Source organism: Natrinema sp. LN54 (genome assembly GCF_052439245.1).
Classification (GTDB): domain Archaea; phylum Halobacteriota; class Halobacteria; order Halobacteriales; family Natrialbaceae; genus Natrinema; species Natrinema versiforme_A.
In genome coordinates, this window is the sequence record NZ_JBQVRP010000005.1 from 42,103 (window position 1) to 61,624 (window position 19,522).

The 19,522-nt window shown below is 63.0% G+C and carries 17 protein-coding genes and 1 pseudogene; 10 read left to right on the plus strand and 8 right to left on the minus strand.

Annotated elements, in window-relative coordinates:
- The first annotated feature begins 164 nt into the window (after nt 1-164).
- The 4 genes from ACT4ML_RS15525 to ACT4ML_RS15540 all read left to right on the plus strand — a co-directional run bounded on the left by ACT4ML_RS15525 (nt 165) and on the right by ACT4ML_RS15540 (nt 3,473).
- A complete protein-coding gene (locus ACT4ML_RS15525) occupies nt 165-926 on the plus strand; it encodes an IclR family transcriptional regulator (RefSeq protein ID WP_444721679.1) in 762 nt (253 codons plus the stop codon).
- A gap of 88 nt (nt 927-1,014) precedes the next feature.
- Nucleotides 1,015-1,146: a hypothetical protein gene (locus ACT4ML_RS15530; RefSeq protein WP_255647810.1), complete on the plus strand. Its 132-nt coding sequence runs from the start codon at nt 1,015-1,017 to the stop codon at nt 1,144-1,146.
- On the plus strand, nt 1,146-2,699 hold the full coding sequence (locus ACT4ML_RS15535) for a sodium:solute symporter family protein (protein WP_444721680.1): 1,554 nt from the start codon (nt 1,146-1,148) through the stop codon (nt 2,697-2,699). The genes ACT4ML_RS15530 and ACT4ML_RS15535 overlap by 1 nt, the downstream gene beginning before the upstream one ends.
- A 186-nt stretch (nt 2,700-2,885) precedes the next feature.
- Complete coding sequence (locus ACT4ML_RS15540) at nt 2,886-3,473, plus strand: hypothetical protein (RefSeq protein ID WP_444721681.1); 588 nt, start codon at nt 2,886-2,888, stop codon at nt 3,471-3,473.
- Between the two features lie 94 nt (nt 3,474-3,567).
- Here the strand turns inward: ACT4ML_RS15540 and ACT4ML_RS15545 are convergent, their stop codons facing one another.
- Nucleotides 3,568-4,341, minus strand: a complete 774-nt coding sequence (locus ACT4ML_RS15545; RefSeq protein WP_138247193.1) for an SDR family NAD(P)-dependent oxidoreductase — start codon at nt 4,339-4,341, stop codon at nt 3,568-3,570.
- Nucleotides 4,342-4,478: 137 nt separating this feature from the next.
- On the opposite strand from ACT4ML_RS15545, the gene hisD reads away from it, so the two are divergent.
- From hisD to ACT4ML_RS15560, 3 genes are all read left to right on the plus strand, one after another.
- Nucleotides 4,479-5,780: a histidinol dehydrogenase gene (gene hisD / locus ACT4ML_RS15550; RefSeq protein WP_444721682.1), complete on the plus strand. Its 1,302-nt coding sequence runs from the start codon at nt 4,479-4,481 to the stop codon at nt 5,778-5,780.
- A 154-nt stretch (nt 5,781-5,934) separates the two neighbouring features.
- Entirely contained in the window at nt 5,935-6,102 is a 168-nt protein-coding gene (locus ACT4ML_RS15555; RefSeq protein ID WP_444721939.1) for an aldehyde dehydrogenase family protein, read from the plus strand.
- Between the two features lie 24 nt (nt 6,103-6,126).
- Nucleotides 6,127-7,077 carry a 3-hydroxyacyl-CoA dehydrogenase family protein gene (locus ACT4ML_RS15560; protein ID WP_444721683.1) on the plus strand — a complete coding sequence of 317 codons (951 nt, stop codon included), beginning with the start codon at nt 6,127-6,129 and terminating at the stop codon, nt 7,075-7,077.
- A gap of 382 nt (nt 7,078-7,459) precedes the next feature.
- Here ACT4ML_RS15560 and ACT4ML_RS15565 read toward each other — a convergent pair whose 3' ends face one another.
- Complete coding sequence (locus tag ACT4ML_RS15565; protein WP_444721684.1) at nt 7,460-8,704, minus strand: anion permease; 1,245 nt, start codon at nt 8,702-8,704, stop codon at nt 7,460-7,462.
- 500 nt (nt 8,705-9,204) lie between these two features.
- On the opposite strand from ACT4ML_RS15565, the gene ACT4ML_RS15570 reads away from it, so the two are divergent.
- The gene (locus ACT4ML_RS15570; protein ID WP_444721685.1) at nt 9,205-10,377 is read left to right on the plus strand and encodes an outer membrane protein assembly factor BamB family protein; all 1,173 of its coding nucleotides are present in this window, start codon (nt 9,205-9,207) and stop codon (nt 10,375-10,377) included.
- Nucleotides 10,370-11,659 carry an outer membrane protein assembly factor BamB family protein gene (locus ACT4ML_RS15575; RefSeq protein ID WP_444721686.1) on the plus strand — a complete coding sequence of 430 codons (1,290 nt, stop codon included), beginning with the start codon at nt 10,370-10,372 and terminating at the stop codon, nt 11,657-11,659. Before ACT4ML_RS15570 ends, ACT4ML_RS15575 begins: the two co-directional genes overlap by 8 nt.
- Before the next feature lie 68 nt (nt 11,660-11,727).
- Here ACT4ML_RS15575 and ilvD read toward each other — a convergent pair whose 3' ends face one another.
- Together ilvD and ACT4ML_RS15585 are read right to left on the minus strand one after the other, a co-directional pair.
- On the minus strand, nt 11,728-13,497 hold the full coding sequence (ilvD, locus tag ACT4ML_RS15580) for a dihydroxy-acid dehydratase (protein ID WP_444721687.1): 1,770 nt from the start codon (nt 13,495-13,497) through the stop codon (nt 11,728-11,730).
- A gap of 436 nt (nt 13,498-13,933) precedes the next feature.
- Nucleotides 13,934-14,197, minus strand: a complete 264-nt coding sequence (locus ACT4ML_RS15585; RefSeq protein WP_444721688.1) for a hypothetical protein — start codon at nt 14,195-14,197, stop codon at nt 13,934-13,936.
- 116 nt (nt 14,198-14,313) lie between these two features.
- On the opposite strand from ACT4ML_RS15585, the pseudogene ACT4ML_RS15590 reads away from it, so the two are divergent.
- Nucleotides 14,314-14,449 (plus strand): annotated as a pseudogene (locus ACT4ML_RS15590) (IS200/IS605 family transposon protein TnpB); the annotation flags it as partial.
- A 47-nt stretch (nt 14,450-14,496) separates the two neighbouring features.
- On the opposite strand, the gene ACT4ML_RS15595 reads toward ACT4ML_RS15590, so the two are convergent.
- The 4 genes from ACT4ML_RS15595 to ACT4ML_RS15610 all read right to left on the minus strand — a co-directional run bounded on the left by ACT4ML_RS15595 (nt 14,497) and on the right by ACT4ML_RS15610 (nt 19,171).
- Entirely contained in the window at nt 14,497-14,757 is a 261-nt protein-coding gene (locus ACT4ML_RS15595; RefSeq protein WP_444721689.1) for a hypothetical protein, read from the minus strand.
- A gap of 147 nt (nt 14,758-14,904) precedes the next feature.
- The gene (locus ACT4ML_RS15600) at nt 14,905-15,546 is read right to left on the minus strand and encodes a hypothetical protein (protein WP_444721690.1); all 642 of its coding nucleotides are present in this window, start codon (nt 15,544-15,546) and stop codon (nt 14,905-14,907) included.
- A 689-nt stretch (nt 15,547-16,235) separates the two neighbouring features.
- The gene (locus ACT4ML_RS15605) at nt 16,236-17,570 is read right to left on the minus strand and encodes an APC family permease (protein ID WP_444721691.1); all 1,335 of its coding nucleotides are present in this window, start codon (nt 17,568-17,570) and stop codon (nt 16,236-16,238) included.
- Nucleotides 17,567-19,171, minus strand: a complete 1,605-nt coding sequence (locus tag ACT4ML_RS15610; RefSeq protein ID WP_444721692.1) for an ABC transporter substrate-binding protein — start codon at nt 19,169-19,171, stop codon at nt 17,567-17,569. The genes ACT4ML_RS15605 and ACT4ML_RS15610 overlap by 4 nt, the downstream gene beginning before the upstream one ends.
- Between the last annotated feature and the right edge of the window lie 351 nt (nt 19,172-19,522).

Here is a 19,522-nt window from a genome sequence, read left to right on the forward strand (position 1 = left end):
CCTGTGATGGATATCGAATCCGCTATTTCCGAACGGAGGCCAGCAATTACGCGCCAAAACCGGCTTATCGAATCGCTGTGTTCGAACTCGCGTTCGGAAACGCCGGATCCCGCTCCGATCGAGACCACACCCCTTATTATCCGGGCCCGCCTCGAACGACAACGATGTCGGACAACCCGAGTCGGACCGTCAAGTCGGCGAACAACCTATTCGGTGTCCTCGAGGCCGTCCACGAACTTGAGGGGGCCGGCGCGACCGAGGTCGCCGATCACCTCGGGATCGCCAAGAGTACGGCCCACGACCACCTGACGACACTGGTCGAACACGAGTTCCTCATCAAGGAGGACTCGACGTACCGGGTCGGCCTCAAGTGTCTCAACTACGGGATCCAGGCCAAGAACCGACTCGAGCTGGCGAACGTCGCGAAACCCTCCCTCGAACAGATGGCCGAGGAGACGGGCGAGATCGTCTGGCTGACCGTCGAGGAGTACGGGAAGGGGGTCTTCATCGAGAAGGCGATGGGCGACCGCGCGGTCCAGCCGTACGGCGAGATCGGTCGACGCGTACCGCTCCACGACATCGCCTCGGGAAAGGCAATCCTCGCCCACCTTCCGGAACCTCGCGTCAGGGAGATCGTCGAGAAGTACCCACTCCCCGAACGGACGGAAAACACCATCACGGATATCGAGGAACTGCTGGCGGAACTCGAGACGATCCGCGAACGCGGATACGCGCTCAACGATAACGAGACGTTCGATGGGTTCCGTGCCGTCGCGAGTCCGATCATCGTCGGGGAAGACCTCCTCGGCTCGATCGTCGTCTCTGGGCCGAAGAACCGATTTCGGGGCGAACGGTTCCGGACCGAACTGCCGGAAATCGTCACGGGGACGGCCAATGCGATCGAGCTAAGTCTGGCAGACTACTGACAATAGGGTGCCAATTCGACGTTCGAGCTAGGCAATAGATCGTTACATTTATCTTGTTTGTAAGTGAGTCTGGGGTGTAGTGGTAGCAATGAACGTATTACAGGTGCTGCTAGTGACGTCGATCCTCTACTTCATCGCCGTCGCCATCTGGGTGATGAAGATCGAGGATCTTATCGAAGAGAGCAGTGAACGGCGGGCCGATCGTGGGGGTGGTCAGTGATGGCAGTCTCCGACACCGTCGTCACCTACTCGTGGGTGTTCCTCGCGATGTATCTCGTGATGATCGCCGGCCTCGGCTACTGGGGCTGGCAGAAGACCACGTCGCAGGACGACTACGCGACCGCGCGCGGCGGCTTCGGCTTCCTTGCGCTCGGGTTCGCCTACGCCGCGACGGTCGCGAGCGGATCGACGTTCATGGGAATGCCAGGGATGGCCTACGACATGGGGTTCAAGGCCGGCTACTACGCGCTGATCTACCCCATCGGGGCCTACCTCGGGATGATGCTTGTCGCTCGCATCACCAAGAAGGTTGGCGACGAGGCCGGGTCGCAGTCGATTCCGGACTTCCTTGGCGACCGGTTCCGGAGTCCGACGCTCCGACTGCTCGCCTCTTTCATCGCCCTGTTCCTGCTGTTCTACGTCATGTCGCAGGTCGTCGCAGCGGGACACATGTTCGATACCATCCTCGGCCTCGACTACGAGGTCGGGATCTGGTTCGCCGGTGGCCTACTCCTGCTGTATCTCACCTTCGGGGGCAGTAACGCCGACATCATCACCGACGCCGTCCAGGGCGCGATCATGGTCGGCATCGCCATCCTCGTCTTCGTGATGGTCCTGACCGGCTGGGGACTCGACGGCGGTATCAGTGCCGTCAACGCCAACCTCGAGCCGGCCCAACAGTGGGATACCCACACCAACCCGGACAATCCAACCTTCTCGAGTTGGTGGGCGATCCTCCTGCTCTTTATCGCCCACATCGGGTTCACTGCCCAGCCCCACCTCGGGAACAAGTTCTTCGCGATCAAGGGTACGCAGTACATCAAGAAGTTCATGCTCACCGCCGGCGTCGCCGGGATGGTGCTACCGCTGATGTACCTTGCTGGGGCCCTCGGTGCCGCCAACGGTATCGAGGTCGAAAACGCCGATGCCATCGTCCCGGTGCTGTTCGCCGAGACGATGCCGGCGGTCGTCGCCGCGTTCCTCAGCGTCGCCATCCTGAGCGCGATCATCTCGACGGCCGACGGGCTCATCATCTCTGTCTCGCAGATTTTCGCCAACGACTTCTACCGCAAGACGTACGTCCCGTGGAAGGGCGGGGATCCCTCGAGCGACGAGGTCAACCAGCGCGCGCTGTTGATATCGCGAATCGCGACGGTCGTCGTGACGGTCGCCGCCGTTGCCGCAGTGATGACGCCGCCACAGTACCTCTCGATCTTCATGTGGATCGGTATCGGCGGCATCATCTCCGCCTATAGCGGTCCGTACCTCGTCGGGAGCCTCAAGGAGTCCACCTCGAAGACGGCCGCGCTCGTCGGCTTCGTCGCCGGCTTCGCGGTCTACTTCGCGATCCACCTCGGCCCGCAGATGGGGCTGTACGAGGGACTCTACCCGTACAACGAGAACCCGTTCGCGGCGACCGGGATCGGCTTCCTCGTGAGCTGCTTCAGCACGTTCATTACGAACAAGTTCACCGAGCCGATGCCCGTCGAGGACCGCAACGAGATCTTCCGCGGTTCGACGGAACTCTCCGACGGCGTCGTCGACGACGACTGATCGACGCCAGTGTGAGCCCTCACGGCTCGTACGCTTCCGTTTCGTTTTCTCCTCGGATGCGACCGCCGGGTCCGCACAACGACTGCACAGCGGCCGCCACGCCGGCGCGGGGCCGAATCAGACCCGACCGACGACGCGCCGTCCGGAACAGCGAACAGTATAAGTAGGCGTCGTGGTTCGTTGCCGATGATGGAGATCCCGTGTTTCGAGCCTCGAATCGACGCCGACGACGCGGTCCAGCGGACGGATCGCCTGACGGTGACGAGTTATCTGTTGTCGACGCTTCGGTCCCTTCTCGGTCGTGCGGACGAGTCGGAGCCGACCGTCACCGTGCTCTACTATCCCGACTATCTGGCCTACACGACGGTGACGCTCCAGCGAGTCGGGCTCGGCGAGAAGGAGGACAAGTTCGTCGCCGCGGTCGACGCGGCGACCGGCCGCGTCGGCGAAGTCGACGTTACCCTCCCCGACATCGAGACCCGCGAGATCCCCGAATCGCAGGTCGTCCCGATCGAGTACGACGAGGACGACGCCGAAGCGGAGTGGGACGAATGGCTGTTCTCCTACATCGATCGCACGTATCGTCCGGTCAAGCGACCCGAAACCTCGCTCGACCGTCTCGAACTCGTCTACACGCCCTACTACGCCGTCGACTACGGTCCGGACGCCGACGAGGGTCCGTACGCGGTCAGCGCGCTCACGAAACAGGTCGAACTGCTCGCGGACATTCCGCCGCTGAACGACGAGTACTCCGCGGTCGTTTCATCCGAGTGAGCGCGGTGGGGTCGTCCCGGCGATCGCTCAAGGCCAAACCGATGATCGGTCCTAAACGCACGAGCCGACCGACCGGCAGTCGGCACTCGCCCCCTCAGTACCACGCCGTTCCCGCGTCGACGTTGATGTCCTGTCCCGTGATGTGACGTGCCTGCCGGCTCAGTAAGAAGGAGACGGTGTCCGCAACGTCCGCAGCGTCGACGAGTTCGCCCAGCGCCGCGTCGTCGGTGAACACCTCCCGTTTGGCCTCCTCGTAGGAGATGCCGCGTTGCTCGGCCTGGTTCTCGATGACGCGCTCGATGCGCGGCCCCTTCGTCGCACCGGGACAGACGGCGTTGACCGTCACGTCGTCGTCGCCGAGTTCGAATGCGAGCGTCCGCGTCAGCCCGATAACGGCCATCTTCGACGCAGTGTACGGCGTCCGGTCCTCGAGCGGCCGCTTCCCGCTGATCGACGAGACGTTGACGACGCTCCCGCGATCGCTCGCCGCGAGCAGCGGTGCGGCGTGCTTGACGACGAGGAACGGCCCTTTCGCGTTGACGGCCATGGTCCGGTCCCAGTCGTCGGCGTCGACCTCCGTCACGGGAGCCGTCGGCCCGGCGATTCCAGCGTTGTTCACCACGCCGTCGAGACCGCCGAACGTCGCTTCGGTTCGCTCGATCAACTCCTCGACCGACGATTCCTCGGTCACGTCCGTCCGAACGGGGAGCGCTCGGTCCTCGGCGTCGGCCATCGCCGCCGTCTCTTCGATGCCGTCGCTGCGCGCCGCCAGCGCGACGTTCGCCCCCTCATCGAGGAGTCGGAGTGCGATCGTCCGTCCGATGCCACCGCTCGCGCCGGTCACGATGACGGTTCGTCCGTCGTGCATACGGACATCGATTTCGCGGGCCGGACAATAATTCCTCGCCCTCGATTGGGACGGACCGAGACCGCTCGGAGGGGGAGAGCGCGTGAAGGAGAGCCACGGATTTTATAGCGTCCGAGGAGGATGGCTGACTCGTACGCATGTCCGAGTCAGTCGACTATCTGAAAGAAGCGGGTAGCGCCTCGATCGAGATCGACCAAGAAGTAACCGACGCCGTCCACGACATCCTGAGCGAGGTCAAGGAGCGCGGCGACGAGGCGCTCTACGAGTTCACCGAGCGGTTCGACGATGTCGAGGTCGACGAGTTCCGCATTGATGACGCGGAGATCGAAGCCGCAGCCGCGGAACTGACCGACGCCGAGAAGGAAACGATCGACAACACGATCGAGAACGTCCGTGCGTTCCACGAGGAACAGCGCGAGCATATCGAGGGCTTCGAAAAAGAGTTCGAGGAGGGCGTGAAACTCGGCCAGCGCATCGTCCCCGTCGAGTCCGCTGGCACGTACGTCCCCGGCGGTCGCCACCCGCTCGTGGCCGCGCCAGCGATGTCGATCGTCCCCGCGAAGGTAGCCGGCGTCGATCGGATCGTCACCTGCGCGCCGCCACAGGAGAACGGCAGCATCCAGCCGGCCCAACTGTACGCGATGGATCGCGCCGGAGCCGACGAGATCTACAGCATCGGCGGCGCGCAGGCCATCGGTGCGATGGCCTACGGCACCGAGTCTGTCCCCGGCGTCGCGAAGATCACAGGCCCCGGAAACGTCTTCACCACGGAGGCGAAGCGGCAGGTCTTCGGTCACGTCGGCATCGACTTCCTCGCCGGTCCCTCCGAAGTGCTGATCCTCACCGACGAGACGGCCGATCCCGAACTGGTCGCGACCGACCTGCTCGCCCAAGCCGAACACGACCCCAACTCGCGGCCGATCCTCGTCTCGACTGACCACGACGTCGCCGAGGCGGCTGTCGAGGCCCTGGACGAGCAGGCCAGTGACCTGCGCACCGAGGACGTCGCCCGCGAGTGTTGGGACGAAAACGGCGAGGTCGTCGTCGCCGACTCCATGAACGCCGCCGTCGACGTCGTCAACGACTACGCGATCGAACACCTGCAGGTGATGATCGACGACCCCCGATCGATCGTCGACGACCTCACCAACTACGGCTCGCTGTTCCTCGGCGACCACTCGCCGGTCGTCTTCGGCGACAAGGCCGTCGGAACCAACCACAGCCTCCCGACGCTGGAGGTCGCCCGCTACAGCGGCGGCATCACAGTCAGTACGTACCTCAAGATCCTCACCCATCAGGAGGCGACCGAGGAGGGGGCCGCTCGAATTGCGCCGTGGGCGGCCGAGATCTGCAAACTCGAGGGTACGCACGCCCACCAGCTCTCGGCGGAGGCGCGCTTCCGCGACGATATCAGCCCCGATTACGGCCCGCAGGAGTGACGAGAGTAACCGCTTCGCAACGCCCGCTGCCCCGCTCGAGCACGTACCCCCTCGAGTGAGGCCATCGAGAGCCTCGATCAGGGGAAACCGCTCTCGCAGTCCTGAAGTGACGTGATCGGCGCGGCCGAGTACTTCGAGTAGTACACCGGCGTCGATCGGGCCGGCGCTGGTCGCCGGCAACACGACGGTCGTGAAACCGGCCGAGCAGGCGCCGCTCTCCTCGCTGCGGTTCGCGGGACAGGCGCTGACCGATCACGTGGGTGTCGCGCAGATGAGCACCAGCGGTGCCCCTGTCGATGGACGGCCGTCCATGAGATTTTAGGCCCCGCTCGACGAGGTGCCGGTGATGGCTACGCAATTCGATCCCGACAGCGTCGCAGTCGTCGGTGCCGGAACGATGGGTCACGGCATCGCGACGGTGTTCGCGAGCGAGGGGTACGACGTCGGACTGCACGATCAGGACGAAGGGCGACTCGAGACCGCCCACGATCGCGTCCATGAATCGCTCACGCAACTCGACGACCACGACCGACTGGGAGTGGAACTCGAGACGGCCCGGAACGCGGTCTCCAGCGGAACCGACCTCGAGGCAGTCATCGCGGACGCCGATCTCGTCATCGAGGCGGTCACCGAAGAGTTGGACGTGAAACGGACGGTGTTCGAGACGCTCTCTGATCTAACAGACTCTGGAACTGTACTGGCAACTAATACGTCCGGTCTGTCGATCACCGAGATCGCCGCCGCAACCGACGCTCCCGACCGAGTGCTGGGAACGCACTGGTTCAACCCGCCCCACATCGTTCCGCTGGTCGAGGTCGTGAAAGGCGAGGAGACCGATGACGACCTCGCAGCGGCCATGACGGCATTTCTCGACGATATCGGGAAGACGGCAATCACGGTCGAGAAGGACGTACCGGGGTTCATCGGAAACCGGATTCAGATGGCCATGTGCTACGAGGCATTCTCGTTGCTCGACCGCGGCATCGCGAGCGCCGAGGACATCGATAAGGCGGTCAAAGCCGGATTCGGGTTCCGACTCCCGTCGATGGGGATCTTCGAGAAGGTCGACCAGTCCGGGGTCGATGTCCACCACGCCATCGAATCGTATCTCATGCCCGAACTTGACCGGGGCACCGATCCAAACCCGGTCGTCTCGGACCTCGTCGAGCAGGGCGACTTCGGCCTGAAGACCGGCGAGGGCGTCTACGATTGGACGGACGCGGATCCCGACGCAGTCGTCGCCGACCGCGACGCGCAACTTCTCGCCCAACTCGAGCAGTACGAGTCGGACCGTTGAACGGATATCGGACAGGAGTGTCTATGACTGCTACTCGTATAACAGGAAACGGATATATTATACAAACCATCTGTTGGTATACATTATTGCTATTGACTCCAACGGCTGCCACACGATACGTCACTGTCGATAGATCGGAACCGTCTAGTTCTGGAGTTCCTCAGTTGGCGTGTTTCCGTTGAGCGATTGAGGCGGTCTCTGTGGGCTGTCGTAATACACAAATCGCTCAAACCAATGCGAGACGCCGGCACCACGACCCCGCTCGCCGCGTTCTGTCCGCCGGTCGCTGTTCACGTCGCGGCGCTCCGTCGGTTGCGTCGCGCTTCGCTCGCGACCGGGCAGTCTAGGCGTGCATCTACGCCAATACCTCGTCTAAACGAACTTACAACAGGACCGTGAACACCGGGTAGGAGGCGACGACTGCCAGCGAGGGCGTCAACACCCACATCGTAACGATCCGCTTGGCCGCGTTCGGATTGAAGAGGCTCCGTTCGTCGAGATCGGCCGGCCCCTCCGCGCCGATTTCCGGAACGTCTGGGATTTCCTCAGGTTCCTCTGGGGATTCCTCGTGGCGGGCAAGATCTCCGATCGTCGGACTTGCTGGAGCCTCCTCGACACGTGACGTGACCAGCGCTCCTGTCGTGACGTCCAACTCGGGCCGGTCGGGCGCCGGCGTCGCTAACTCCGCAAGCGCCGCAGCCCGACTTGCTCGCCCCCAGCCGAGCCCGATGATCGTCGATGTCGTACTAACCGCGAGACTCGCGGGGATCCCGAAGTACGAGAGGATCGTGATGACCGTGCCCCCGACGATGGAGACGATCAGTGACGCGAGAATCGGGAGTTCCGTGATATCGTCCCCGACCGTCTCCAGCGTGCGCCGAGCGATGGTAAAACTCCCCAAGCCGAACGCTCCCACTGCGAGTAGGACGCCCTGATTAACGGTGAGTGACCCTCCTTCGCCGACGAGAGGGGCCACAGCGTTCGCCGCGTTCGACGCCCCCGCCGAGAACGCCATGTAGCAGGCAATGGTGACCACCGAGAGTGACCCGACGATATCCTGCGGTGACGCGTTCGGATTTATATACGGGCGAGGAATCGTCCCCGAGCGGTCGAGTTGGATGAAGTGGAGATTGAACGTCGTGAACGCGACGTAGCGGTCGAGATACGGATAGATGTAGCGACCGACGACGAGCCCAATGGTGAAACTCACCAGCGGCGCGACGATCCACGCCGAAACGATGACGAACATCAGCGCCCGGTTGAGTGTATCCGACGCGAGCCCCAACCCGACGATGGCGCCGACGGCGGTCATCGATGTCGAGGCTGGAACGCCGTAGAGATTCGATATCAACAGCGATACGCCTGTGAAAAACAGGACCGCAACGCTTGCGATGGGTGTAAACTGGGTCGCCGGCACAATACTGCTGCTCATCGTCGCGATAACGTTCCGACCGACGGTCCACGCGCCGAGAAAGCCGAAGCCGACAAACAGGGTCGCCGCGGTTGTCTTCCGAACGAGACGTGAGCCGACCGCCGGACCGAACGCCACGCCCGTCGATGAGCCCCCGATGTTGAACCCGACGAACACGGCGACAACGACACCGGCAACGGTTAGCAGTGATACCATCGTGTCGTATCTGTGCCACCGTTATTCGGTCTCCACATATAATCCTCCGGAGTCCGCTTGGGGTTGTTGCTGCTTTGACCGTACTACCGACACGGAGAACCACGGTAATACTACTTCGACCAGTTCCGAACCGCGGTACGCCTCGAGTCGAATAGACTCACACCTGTGCTCGGCCCCAGTCCTATCAATACTTGGACGGAGCTCTAGCCCACAGGCGAACTGGGACACACGCTGTAGTGGTGTTACGGACGACCCGTCCCACTTGCCGTTGGCACCTTCCGGTAGGCAGAGTTCACCGGCGTCCCGCTTACTTCGTTCGCGGGACCTCCGCGTCGCTCGTGACTGTCCATGCCGGACGTGCGGCGCTCCTCGAACTACCCGATAGGATGCTCACGACGGTGCGAGCACGAGCAGGGAGAGAGTGCTGTCATACCCCCGACTTGTACTATCTGTCGCACAAAGAATAAGACTGATACCACCGCTATCGAAACGGTGAACAAATGCCCTCCATGACACGCCGTGCGGCCCTCGGCGCAGTCACTGGCTTCGTTGGCAGCGTCGCGGGTTGCGCTGGTCTCCTCGATGGAGACTCGTTCCCCATCCAACGGTCGTGGCAGACGGGTTTCCGTGATCCGTCGTCCGTCGCCGTGACCGCAGCCGGACAGCTCTTGGCTGGCTCGCACAGCCCATTCCGCGATCGGCCGATCGTCGCCGGCCTAGACGCCCAGACCGGTGAGACCACGTGGACCGTGACGGTCGCGAAGGGCGAAAAGTCGCCTCTCGGCGTCGGTGATGGGCGAGCCTACGCTATCTCGAAGGCCGAAACGATGGTCGCCGTCGACGCAGCCACGGGTGAGTCCGTCTGGCAGCGCCAGCTCGCACCGATCGACGCGGCCGACCCTGGAGTCGTCGAGTTCGCCCCCATCCCGCTCGGTGATCGCATCGTGGTCCCAATCTCAGGCACCGAAGATGACGTACCCGACCGACTGGTCGGTGTCGCCCGGGCGGACGGTGAGACGCTGTTCACCCATTCCCTGTCCGCATCGCTGTCAGGCGCTCCTGGCGCGACATCCGATGGTGTGGTTGCGCCCCTAGTCGACGGTCGTGTGCTTTTCCTCGACCGGACCGGCGCAGTCGGATGGACGCGGGATATTGGCGCTCCGCTGTCGGCCGTTGGGGCTACTGACGGGACCGCATACCTCGGCGCCGCCACCGAGGAGCTGCTGGCGCTGGAGACCGCGACCGGCACAGTCGCCTGGCGCGGCTCGCTGGCCAACACCGTATTCACACGGCCGTTAGTGACCGACGATCGGGTGTACGTCGGCGGCGCGGACTACACCCTCCGGGCGTTCGACCCGGCCTTGAGCCAGCAGTTGTGGAGCGATGATCTCGGGAACGCCGTGACCCACGGGCCGATGCAGATCGGCGACCGCTTGGTAACGCTGGTCGGCGGGACACACCGCATCCGCGGCTCGAGCGGCACCATCCCGTTCAACCCGACTGTACTCTATGTCCACGAGCGGGACGGCACACGCATCCGGGAAGTACGGTTCGATGACACGTCGCTCGAGGGTGGCAGCATCGAATGGGCACAGGCGGCCGGCGAGACGGTCTATCTGGGACAGACGTTCGGTCTGGCACGGGTCGCTCCGGAGGCGATCACCGATGCGTGACCCCGACACCGCTGCCGACAAGCACGACCTGCCGCGGCACGCGACTGCCCGACAGGACAGCCGAAACTGGTCGCGTCGGCAGGCGCTCGCCTCGCTCACGTCGGCGGGCACGCTCGCGCTAGCAGGGTGCAGCCTGCGGTCGGCGCTGTCCAGCGTCCAACCCCTCTGGGAGCGTGACTTCTCGAGCGCAACGGCGGCAAGTCCACCGTCCGCGACCGACGAACACGTCCTCGTCGGTGGACAGGACAAACGCCTCCACGGGTTTACGGCCGATGGGGAACGGATCCTCACCGTCGAAACCGGTGGTCCCATCGAGGCGCGACCGGCCGTCCCGTCATCGGGCGGCCCGGCCCACGTCCACAGCACCGACGGTGACCTCTACACGGTCGGGCTGTCGGGGGAGCGACTATGGCACGTGGAGGGACAAACCCAGAACGGGTGGTTCGGTCGACACGGCTCACTGCTGGTCGGCATCGATCCGGTCGACGGTGTGGTCACCGGCTACGATGCGCGCGACGGCACACGTCGCTTCCAGCGATCCGGCCGAGGGTATCCCCTCCCCACACTCAGTGACTCGGCCTGCATCTTCCCCGTCACGAACTCGGACGACGACACGAGGCTGATTACGCTCGCTCCGGCGACCGGCGAGGTGCTGTGGGAGTCGCCACCTCGTAATGGCTACCCCTACGTCGTGGCTGCCGGCGACCGGATCGTGACGGTCCGCAATTCTACCGTGCGGATGCACCGGGTCGGTGATGGGGACGTCCTCTGGCGGACCGTGGTGGACGGTGACGTGACTGGCCACTTTGATCCGCCAGTCTGGCTCGGCGAGCACGTCTACGTGCGTATCCGCCGTGATGATCGCTCGGACGAGCTAGTTGCCATCGAGCGCGATGGGGGAACCATACGGTGGCGCCGAACCGTCGGGTACGAACTCGAGACGGTGACGGCGACCTCACAAGGTGTGTTCGTTGCGAGTTCGGTCGACGACCCCGACGGTGGCATTCTAATCCGGCTGGACGCGTTCGACCTCGATGGGACCCGGTGGTGGCAGACGACAACAGACATCTCGATCGGTGGGATAGTTGGGGCATTAGGCCGTTCCGGTGAGATCCTCTTTACGGCCAGCGATAACGAACTCGCCGCCTACGACCCTGCTACCGGGAGCCGCCGGTGGCGGTACGATCCGGAGTCCTCCCGGATCGGTGTGACGACGGCTGATGGCGCGCTGTACATTTCTTACCGCGACCGCGGTGGCGTGGCGCGGCTTCCGACGAGCTGACCTGGAGCTACTGTGTACCTTACGGTACTGAGACGGTGAAACGCGCCCTGACAGGCAAGCACGCTCGCTCAGTTGTCGCGCTTGACGGCGGGATTCGTCACCGCGCCGTTCGCAGCGGAGTCGAAGGCGTCGCCGTACTTACGGAGGAAGCCGCCCTCGTACTGAATCTCGGGACGCTCGTACTCGTCGAGGCGCGCTTCGAGTTCTTCGTCGCTGAGGTCGACGGAGAGTTCGCGCTCGCGGATGTCGACGGTGACAGTGTCGCCGTCTTCGAGGGCGGCGATCGGTCCGCCGACCACGGACTCGGGGGCGACGTGGCCGACCATCGGGCCGCGGGTCGCACCACTGAAGCGCCCGTCGGTGAGGAGGGCGACGTCGTCCTCGTGGCCCTGGCCAACGACGGCGGCGGTGACGCCGAGCATCTCGCGCATCCCGGGGCCGCCCTGCGGGCCCTCGTTCCGGATGACGATGACGTCGCCGGACTCGATGTGGCCCTCCTGCACGTAGGACATCGCGTCCTCCTCGTGCTCGAAGACGCGCGCGGGGCCGGTGTGGTGGAAGCCCTCCTCGCCCGTCTCCTTGAGGACGGCACCGTCCGGCGCGAGGTTCCCCGTTAGGATCTTGATCGCGCCCTCCTCGTGGAACGGGTCCTCGGTCGTTGCAAGGAAGTTCACGTCGATGTCCTCGTCGTCCGGCAGGTTGAGCGTCTCCAACTCCTCAACGATGGTGTTCCCGGTGACGGTCATCGTGTCGCCGTGGAGGTACCCGCCCTCCAAGAGGCGGCGGATGACGACGGGGACACCGCCGACGTCATGGAGGTCCTTCATGACGCGCGTGCCGCCCGGTTGGAGGTTCGCGATCTTCGGCGTGCGCTTGCTGATCTCGTCGAACTCGTCGATCGTGAGGTCGATGCCAGCCTCGGCGGCGAGTGCAAGGACATGCAGGACGCCGTTCGTGGAGCCGCCGAGCGCCGTCAGGAGGGTGATGGCGTTCTCGAAGGACTCTTTCGTGAGGATGTCGCTCGGCCGGCGGTCGTTCTCGACGGCGTCGAGAACGACCTCGCCAGCCTCGCGGGCGACCTCATAGCGCTCTCCATCCTCGGCGGGCGGCGACGCCGACCCGAGGGGGGCGAGACCGAGTATCTCGCTGATCGAGGCCATCGTGTTGGCGGTGAACATCCCGCCGCAGGAGCCCGCGCCCGGGCAGGCCTCGTGCTCCATCTCGTAGAGTTCCTCCTCGGTCATGTCGCCGGCGGCGTAGGTGCCAACGCCCTCGAAGACGCTCTGGGCCGTGAGATCGCGGCCGTCGTGGTGGCCGGGGAGGATTGACCCGCCGTAGAGGAAGACACTGGGGAGGTCAGTTCGGATGGCGGCCATCATCATGCCGGGGAGGTTCTTGTCGCACCCAGCGACGGTGACGAGGGCGTCCATCCGCTCGGCGAAAGAGACGAGCTCGACGGAATCCGCGATCACCTCGCGCGAGATCAGCGAGGCCTTCATTCCCTCCGTGCCCATCGAGATGGCGTCGCTGACGGTGACAGTGCCGAACTCGATCGGCATCCCGCCGGCGTCCTCAATGCCCTCGCGCGCGGATTCGGCGACATCGTCGAGGTGGACGTTACAGGGCGTGACGTCCGCTGCGGGGTTCGCAATGCCGATCATCGGCGAGGAGAGATCCGCATCGTCGTAGCCCATCGCGCGGAACATCGCGCGGTGGGGTGCACGCTCGACGCCCTTGGTCACTTCAGCGCTGCGCAGGTTAGGGTCCTTCTCGGATGACGATCCCTCCAGGGGTTCGACATCCGTCTCATCCGTATTCGTCTCTGATTTGCTATCCATCTCCGGGCAAATTTTGAGCACAGCCATATATACTCCATCATTAGGATGTATAGTGTTCGCACGTTAGCGTGGCTTACGATCCCGGCCTAATCCAGAAGCTACACGGCTGCGTCGTCGCACGACAAAAATTCGATCAATAGTCCGCGAGCCTCCTGATAGCCGATTCTCAACTTCGGCTACGCCGAATGAATTGCGGCCGTCATGTGAATGACCGGAGAGAACGAGTGAGGCTCAGTGAGAGCAAATCTCCCACGCTATCTCAGACTCTTCGAACCACCGGCCGACTACGTGTACCCATCTCCGTTCAGTAAGCATGTCTACCTAACAGCTGTTTCATCGAAATACTGTCTGACTAATAGGATTTCAACAGAGCCGCAACGTCGTAAACCACAATATCCCAACGCGGGAATCCTCGCCCTTCAGGGCGGGGAGGATGTCAATCCTCCGGAATCGTCACACGAAGTTCGCCGTCGACCTCGTAGAAATAGCCTCGCTCGATCAACCGGGAAACTGCATGAGTCGCGTCTTCCGGTTCGAGGGCCAATTCATCAGAACTGCAGAGAACCTCAATCGCTTCCTCTCGAGGGATCGACTGGATGTCTTCATTCGCAGCCGAGTTGAAACTATGAGTACAAAGGACATCGTACGCATCCAAGATCCACTCCGGAAGCGGTGGCCGTGGATCAGAGAAATCAGTCATCTCGACTTCCTACTCCACTCTTTGCTATTGACTCGCTTAAGAATATCCCTCAGCGAGGTACAGGGCTGATGCCGTAAACGGGACTGAGCAAGTCCGCGCTCTACAATCACTACGACGATACGGAAGTCAGGCCGAGGGCACGGCCCGTGCGATTCGAGTGGGACGACCACGATTGGTCGGGGAAACCATACTCACGAAAGTCCCAAAGAAGTGCGCACAAACCCGCAAGTTGCCTCCGTGGAATCGGCATAGCCGAACCCCAAACGGAGGAATCCTCGCGCTTTAGCGCGGGGAAGATGTCAAGACTCGATTTTGTCGACGATATCTCGAGCCTGCTCTTCGGCCTTGTCTTCGCCGACGCTTTTCTTGATGAGCACGGATTCCACCTTCCAGTCATCACTATCATCTTCCTGTCCCATTCGCACTTCACTCCCATCAGAGACCGAGTGGGCGGGATCCTCTGCCCAATCGGGTGTCCGAATTTCGTCGAATTGGTCCGGGTCTCTAAATCGGACGTGGATATAGTCTTCCTCCGTCTCTACCTTGTTGACTCCAACCATACTTTGTCCTAGCATTCGGACGATAATGAGAGGGATGGCAGTATTAGCAAGGTATGACCTCTCTCGAAGTAAGTACACGATCGGTATGAGTCTTCTATTTCCCACTTAACTAGGGTCACCCGTCCCTCTCGCAGTCAGGACTGTCTATCAGTCGTCGCTATCGTCGGTGATCGATTCAGTGACGTTAGAGAGTTCGTCTCGGCCAAACTTGACCACGAGACCCGCTCCCAGGAGGTCGAAGATGATGTCTCCGATCGCGTCGAGTCGTCCGTAGTGAACGAGTAGCGGTTCGAACCCTTTCCGATCGGCGATTGCGTGGATGGCATATTCAAGTATCTCCCAGAGAACACCGAATCCGAGTGTCACCCCGGCAATCACTGCCGGTCTGGATTTCGGCAAACCGTTCCCTCGGGTGTCCTTTTCGGCCTCCGCTCGGAATGCGATATCTGTGGCTCCCGCGACGACGACACCAGAGAGCGTATGCGCGAGGTGATCCCACCACCAGATCCGATCGTACGGACCCAGCATCCCCAGCGTGTGGACCAACGCCGCTCCCGAGACCCACAGTCGCTGCCACGGCCGGAAACGAGCACCGTATCTGTTCTCGAGATATCTCGGTATCGCTGCAAACAGAAGCGAGACGATACCGTTGACGATCACGCTTGGATCGCGCCGACGGACTCCTTCGACGAGCGCGGTGACGATAGCGAGCTGGAGACCGAGATTCGCGGTCCGTTCGCTATCATCCCCTCTCTGCGAACGGAGCCAAGTTGTGAGGGTAGTAATCATGAGGGACCCGCTATCTTTGTTTGTTGCCGAATGGCTATAGATGCTTGGCGTTCCCAATCTTATTAGACCGCGAATTATGACACGAAGAGCGGATCAAAGCGCGGGAATCCTAATAGATGAACTACTTTTCTATTCGAAACCATAAATACCGTAACAAGAGTCGAACGAGAACACGGGGTTCTATTGCGAGTTCGGCACGACCAGCCTTTTAGATCCCGATTGAGCTACAAAAACTAGGATTTGTAACCAACTTCGGATCGAATGCGACGCGGACAGTACGACTCTCGAGGCGGGATGCGCGTCTGGGTATCGAATCGAAGAACTCGACGTGCGACCATGCCGAGACGCCCTATTAGTGGCTCGCGTTCTTGTGAGGCGGACGTGTCGGTCTCCGTCGATCCGAAATCGTTTGAATTACTCCGAACGACTTCGTCGACGGACCGACTGGAAAGCACGTCCGCATCTGGGAGAATCTCCGAAACCGATCAAACGCGAGCGTTCTAAAGTCGACTTTCTGAGCGGGGTGACCGTGACTCTGAGCCAGAAATCGGCTTTCGTTAACCCCCTATCAAATCAGATCCTCTGGCCGCCGTGACGGTCGAGGCCTTGCCTCGAGTCGCGATCGTTGACCCGGCCCGTACGATGCTGCGGGGCGACAGCGGTGGGGGCCTCCCGTCCCTGTTGTGGGATCAGATGCGCTTCTCGACGGCGTTGACGCCTTCCGAGAGGGTCTGGCGCTTAAAGTACACGGCCTCGACCGCGAAGACCACCGCTGCGATGACGACGACCAGCCAGAAGACGGCCGGGAGCTGCGAGTAGAGGTACCACGTCAGCATGACGAAGAACGCGGCCGACCCGATCACGCCGAGCAGCGGCGGGATCGGATTGACGTCGACCTCGTCGGAATCGCGAACCGTCAGCGCGAGCGCGCTCATCGTACCGAAGACGACGATAAAGGCAAGCGAGGCGAACTCCACGACGGCCTCGAGGCTGCCGAGGACGGCGAAGGCGGCCGTCAGGACGCCGATGACGAGCACGGTTCGCTTCGGCGCGGCGTCGGCGTCCGGATCGCCCATCTCGTGGGGGAGGATGTCGTCGCCGATCAGGTTCTTGGCGAAGATGGCTTCGCTAAACAGCGTCGAGTTGATCGCACTGGCAGTCGAGATGAGGCCGGCGAGCCCGACCGCGAGCGCGAGCCACTTCGAAATGAGCAGGGCGCCGTAGAGCAGCGCCGGTTCGGGCTGGGCGGCGACGACCTCTTCGGGCAGCAGCGTCGTGATCACGAATCCGACGAGGATGTAGATGGCGGCCGCGATCGGGATCGAGATGGACACCCCCTTCGCGAGGGTCTCGTCGGGATCGTCGAACTGCTCCTGATCGTAGAACAGCAGCTGCCAGCCCTCGAAGGAGACGAAGCCGACGGAGGCCGCGAGAATCGGGTTGAGTCCGAGTTGCGAGAAGCCGAACTGCAGTTGATAGTTCGCGGCTCCGTACCAGAGACCGATGAGGCCGAAGGCGGCGATGATCCCTGCCTGGACGAACACGAGATAGCGTTCGACCGCCGCCGACGAGCCCGCGCCGAGGAGATTCAAGCCGACGAAAATCGCGAGGACGCCGACCGAGAGGAACTGCCGGATCGGCAGCCCCCAGACGTACTCGACGCCGATCAGCATCTGGCCGTACATGCCGAACGCGTAGGCGTACATCGCCATCGTCCCGATGTAGCCGACGACGAGCGTCCAGCCGACGATGCCGGCGACCGTCGATCTCCCCGTCAGTTCCTCGATATACGTGACCGAGCCGCCATTGCTGTCGGTCGCGTCGTTGAGCTTGATGTACGAGTACGCACAGCAGCAGACGACGACGGTCGCGAGACTGTAGGCGAACCACGTCAGAATTCCGGCCGCGGCCACAACGATGCCGATCGCCGCGTAGATACCACCGCCGACGATCCCGCCGACGCCCAGTGCGACGGCCGTCCCGACGCCGAACCCGTCGTCTCCATTGTCTCCGTCGTCGCTCATGATCCCGTTCCCACCGTTACGACCTCGTCTTCCCACGCGAGTCGGGGATTGACCCGCGCGATCGGGTGGACGCGGAAATTCTCGACGCCCGCGTCCACGGCGAAGCTGTTCTCGAACGAGCAGATCGGGAGACAGACCCGATCCTCGAGCAACCGCGTGATCGCCTCCTCGTAGAGACGGCGTCGCTGCTCCCGATCGTCCGTCGTTCGCGCCGACGCGAGCCGTTCCATGACGGCGTCCTCGCGGTAGAACGTCCCGTTGGTCACGCCGGTCATGTTCTCGTGGAACGTCGGGTAGAGATGCGAGTCCGGATCGGGCGTGCCCGTGATCTCGCCGACGAACACCGAGTAGTCGCGCTCGGAGCCGGAGACGTACCGCTCGAGGAATTTCGACTCGGGCTTCGAGATGACGAGCGCGCCGTGGCTGGCGTCCCGAAGACCGCCGGCGAGCGCCTCGCCGAACTCCTTGTGCTTCGGATCCATCGAGGTCAGGATGCGAAGCTGCCCGCTGGCCGCGCCGGCCTCGCGAAACAGTTGCCGGGCTCGTTCAGGGTTCTTCTCGTTCGCGAGCTCCGCCCACTCGTCGGTCGGCATACTCCACTCGTCGGCGACCTGCGGCGGCAGCGGACCGTACTGGCGCTGTCCCATCGGCTCGATGAACTCGGAAACGGCTTTCTCGAGGTCGAGACAGTAGCTGATCGCCTCCCGAACCCGCGGGTCGGTCGTGGGCCCTTCGTTGCAGTTGAAGCCGAAGTAAAACGACGTGTACCCCTGTTGGCGCTTCACTGACGCGTTCGCGACGTCGCTCACGTAGTCGACGATCAGCGGCGAGACGGGTTCGATCATGTCGTTGCGATTCGTCCGAAGGCTGGTCAGTTGGGTCACCGGGAACTCGACGTAGGCCATCGTAAGCCGAGTGATGTCTGGCGTTGTCTCCCCCCAGTAGTCGTCCCAGCGGCGGAGCGTGGCTTTCTTCTCCGCGCTAAACGAGGCGACTTCGAACGGGCCGGAACCGATCGGATCGGTGGCGAAGCTCTCCCTGTCGTCCTCGCGTTCCTGCCGGGGAACGATCGGGTGAGTGAGCGCGTGATCGAGCGCCGGGTACGGTTCCGCCAGCGTGAATCGGACGGTCCGCTCACCGTCGGCCTCGATCGACTCGAACGGACTCACTCGCCACGCGGTCGGTGCGTCCTCCTCGAGGGGTGCGGTATAGGAGTAGACCACGTCCTCGGCGACCACCGCTCGGTCGTTCTGAAACCGAGCCCGGTCGTCGAGTTCGACGGTCACCTCTCGACCGCCGTTTTCGATCGTCGGGTCACCGGCCGCGATCGCGGGCACAATGTCGGTCCCTTCGCCGTGGGCGTAGAGTCCCTCGAATACCCGGTCAATCGCCTGTTCCGAGCCGATACTGTGGGCGGTAATCGGATCGAGTTCGATCGGCGGGCGGAGCGTCCCGACTCTGAGCGTCGATCCCGAGTCCGTTCCGAACGTCGTCGAGCAGCCTGCGAGCATCCCCACGCTCGCACTGCCGAAACCGGCGAGCAGGGCTCGTCGCGTCGGGCCGGCCGAGCCGTCGTTCGGGTCGCGCTCCCCGTTCGACATCTTTCGAGGACCGGCTGCTGCTCCTGTGTAGTTGTGCCGTCGCATCGAGAACTGATTGTGACCTTCTCTCGGGGGAACAGTGGATGGCTGCCCTGCTCTTGACGGGTATCCCGCCATCGACCACGACCACTCCAGCAGCGTCTTCGACTGTTCGATGGTGCTGACGACCGCGGACCAGTCGAGCGGCTACCCGGGTCCGACGCGCTCTATTTCACTCATCCTGAGACCGCGCTAACGCGCTGGGCGGCGCGGTCACTCGCCAACTGGGAGAACCTGCGCGACTACACTGACCGGGCCCACGACGAGTGGCGCTATCGGTGGGATCTCGAGTCAACGGAGCCGTTGAGCGGT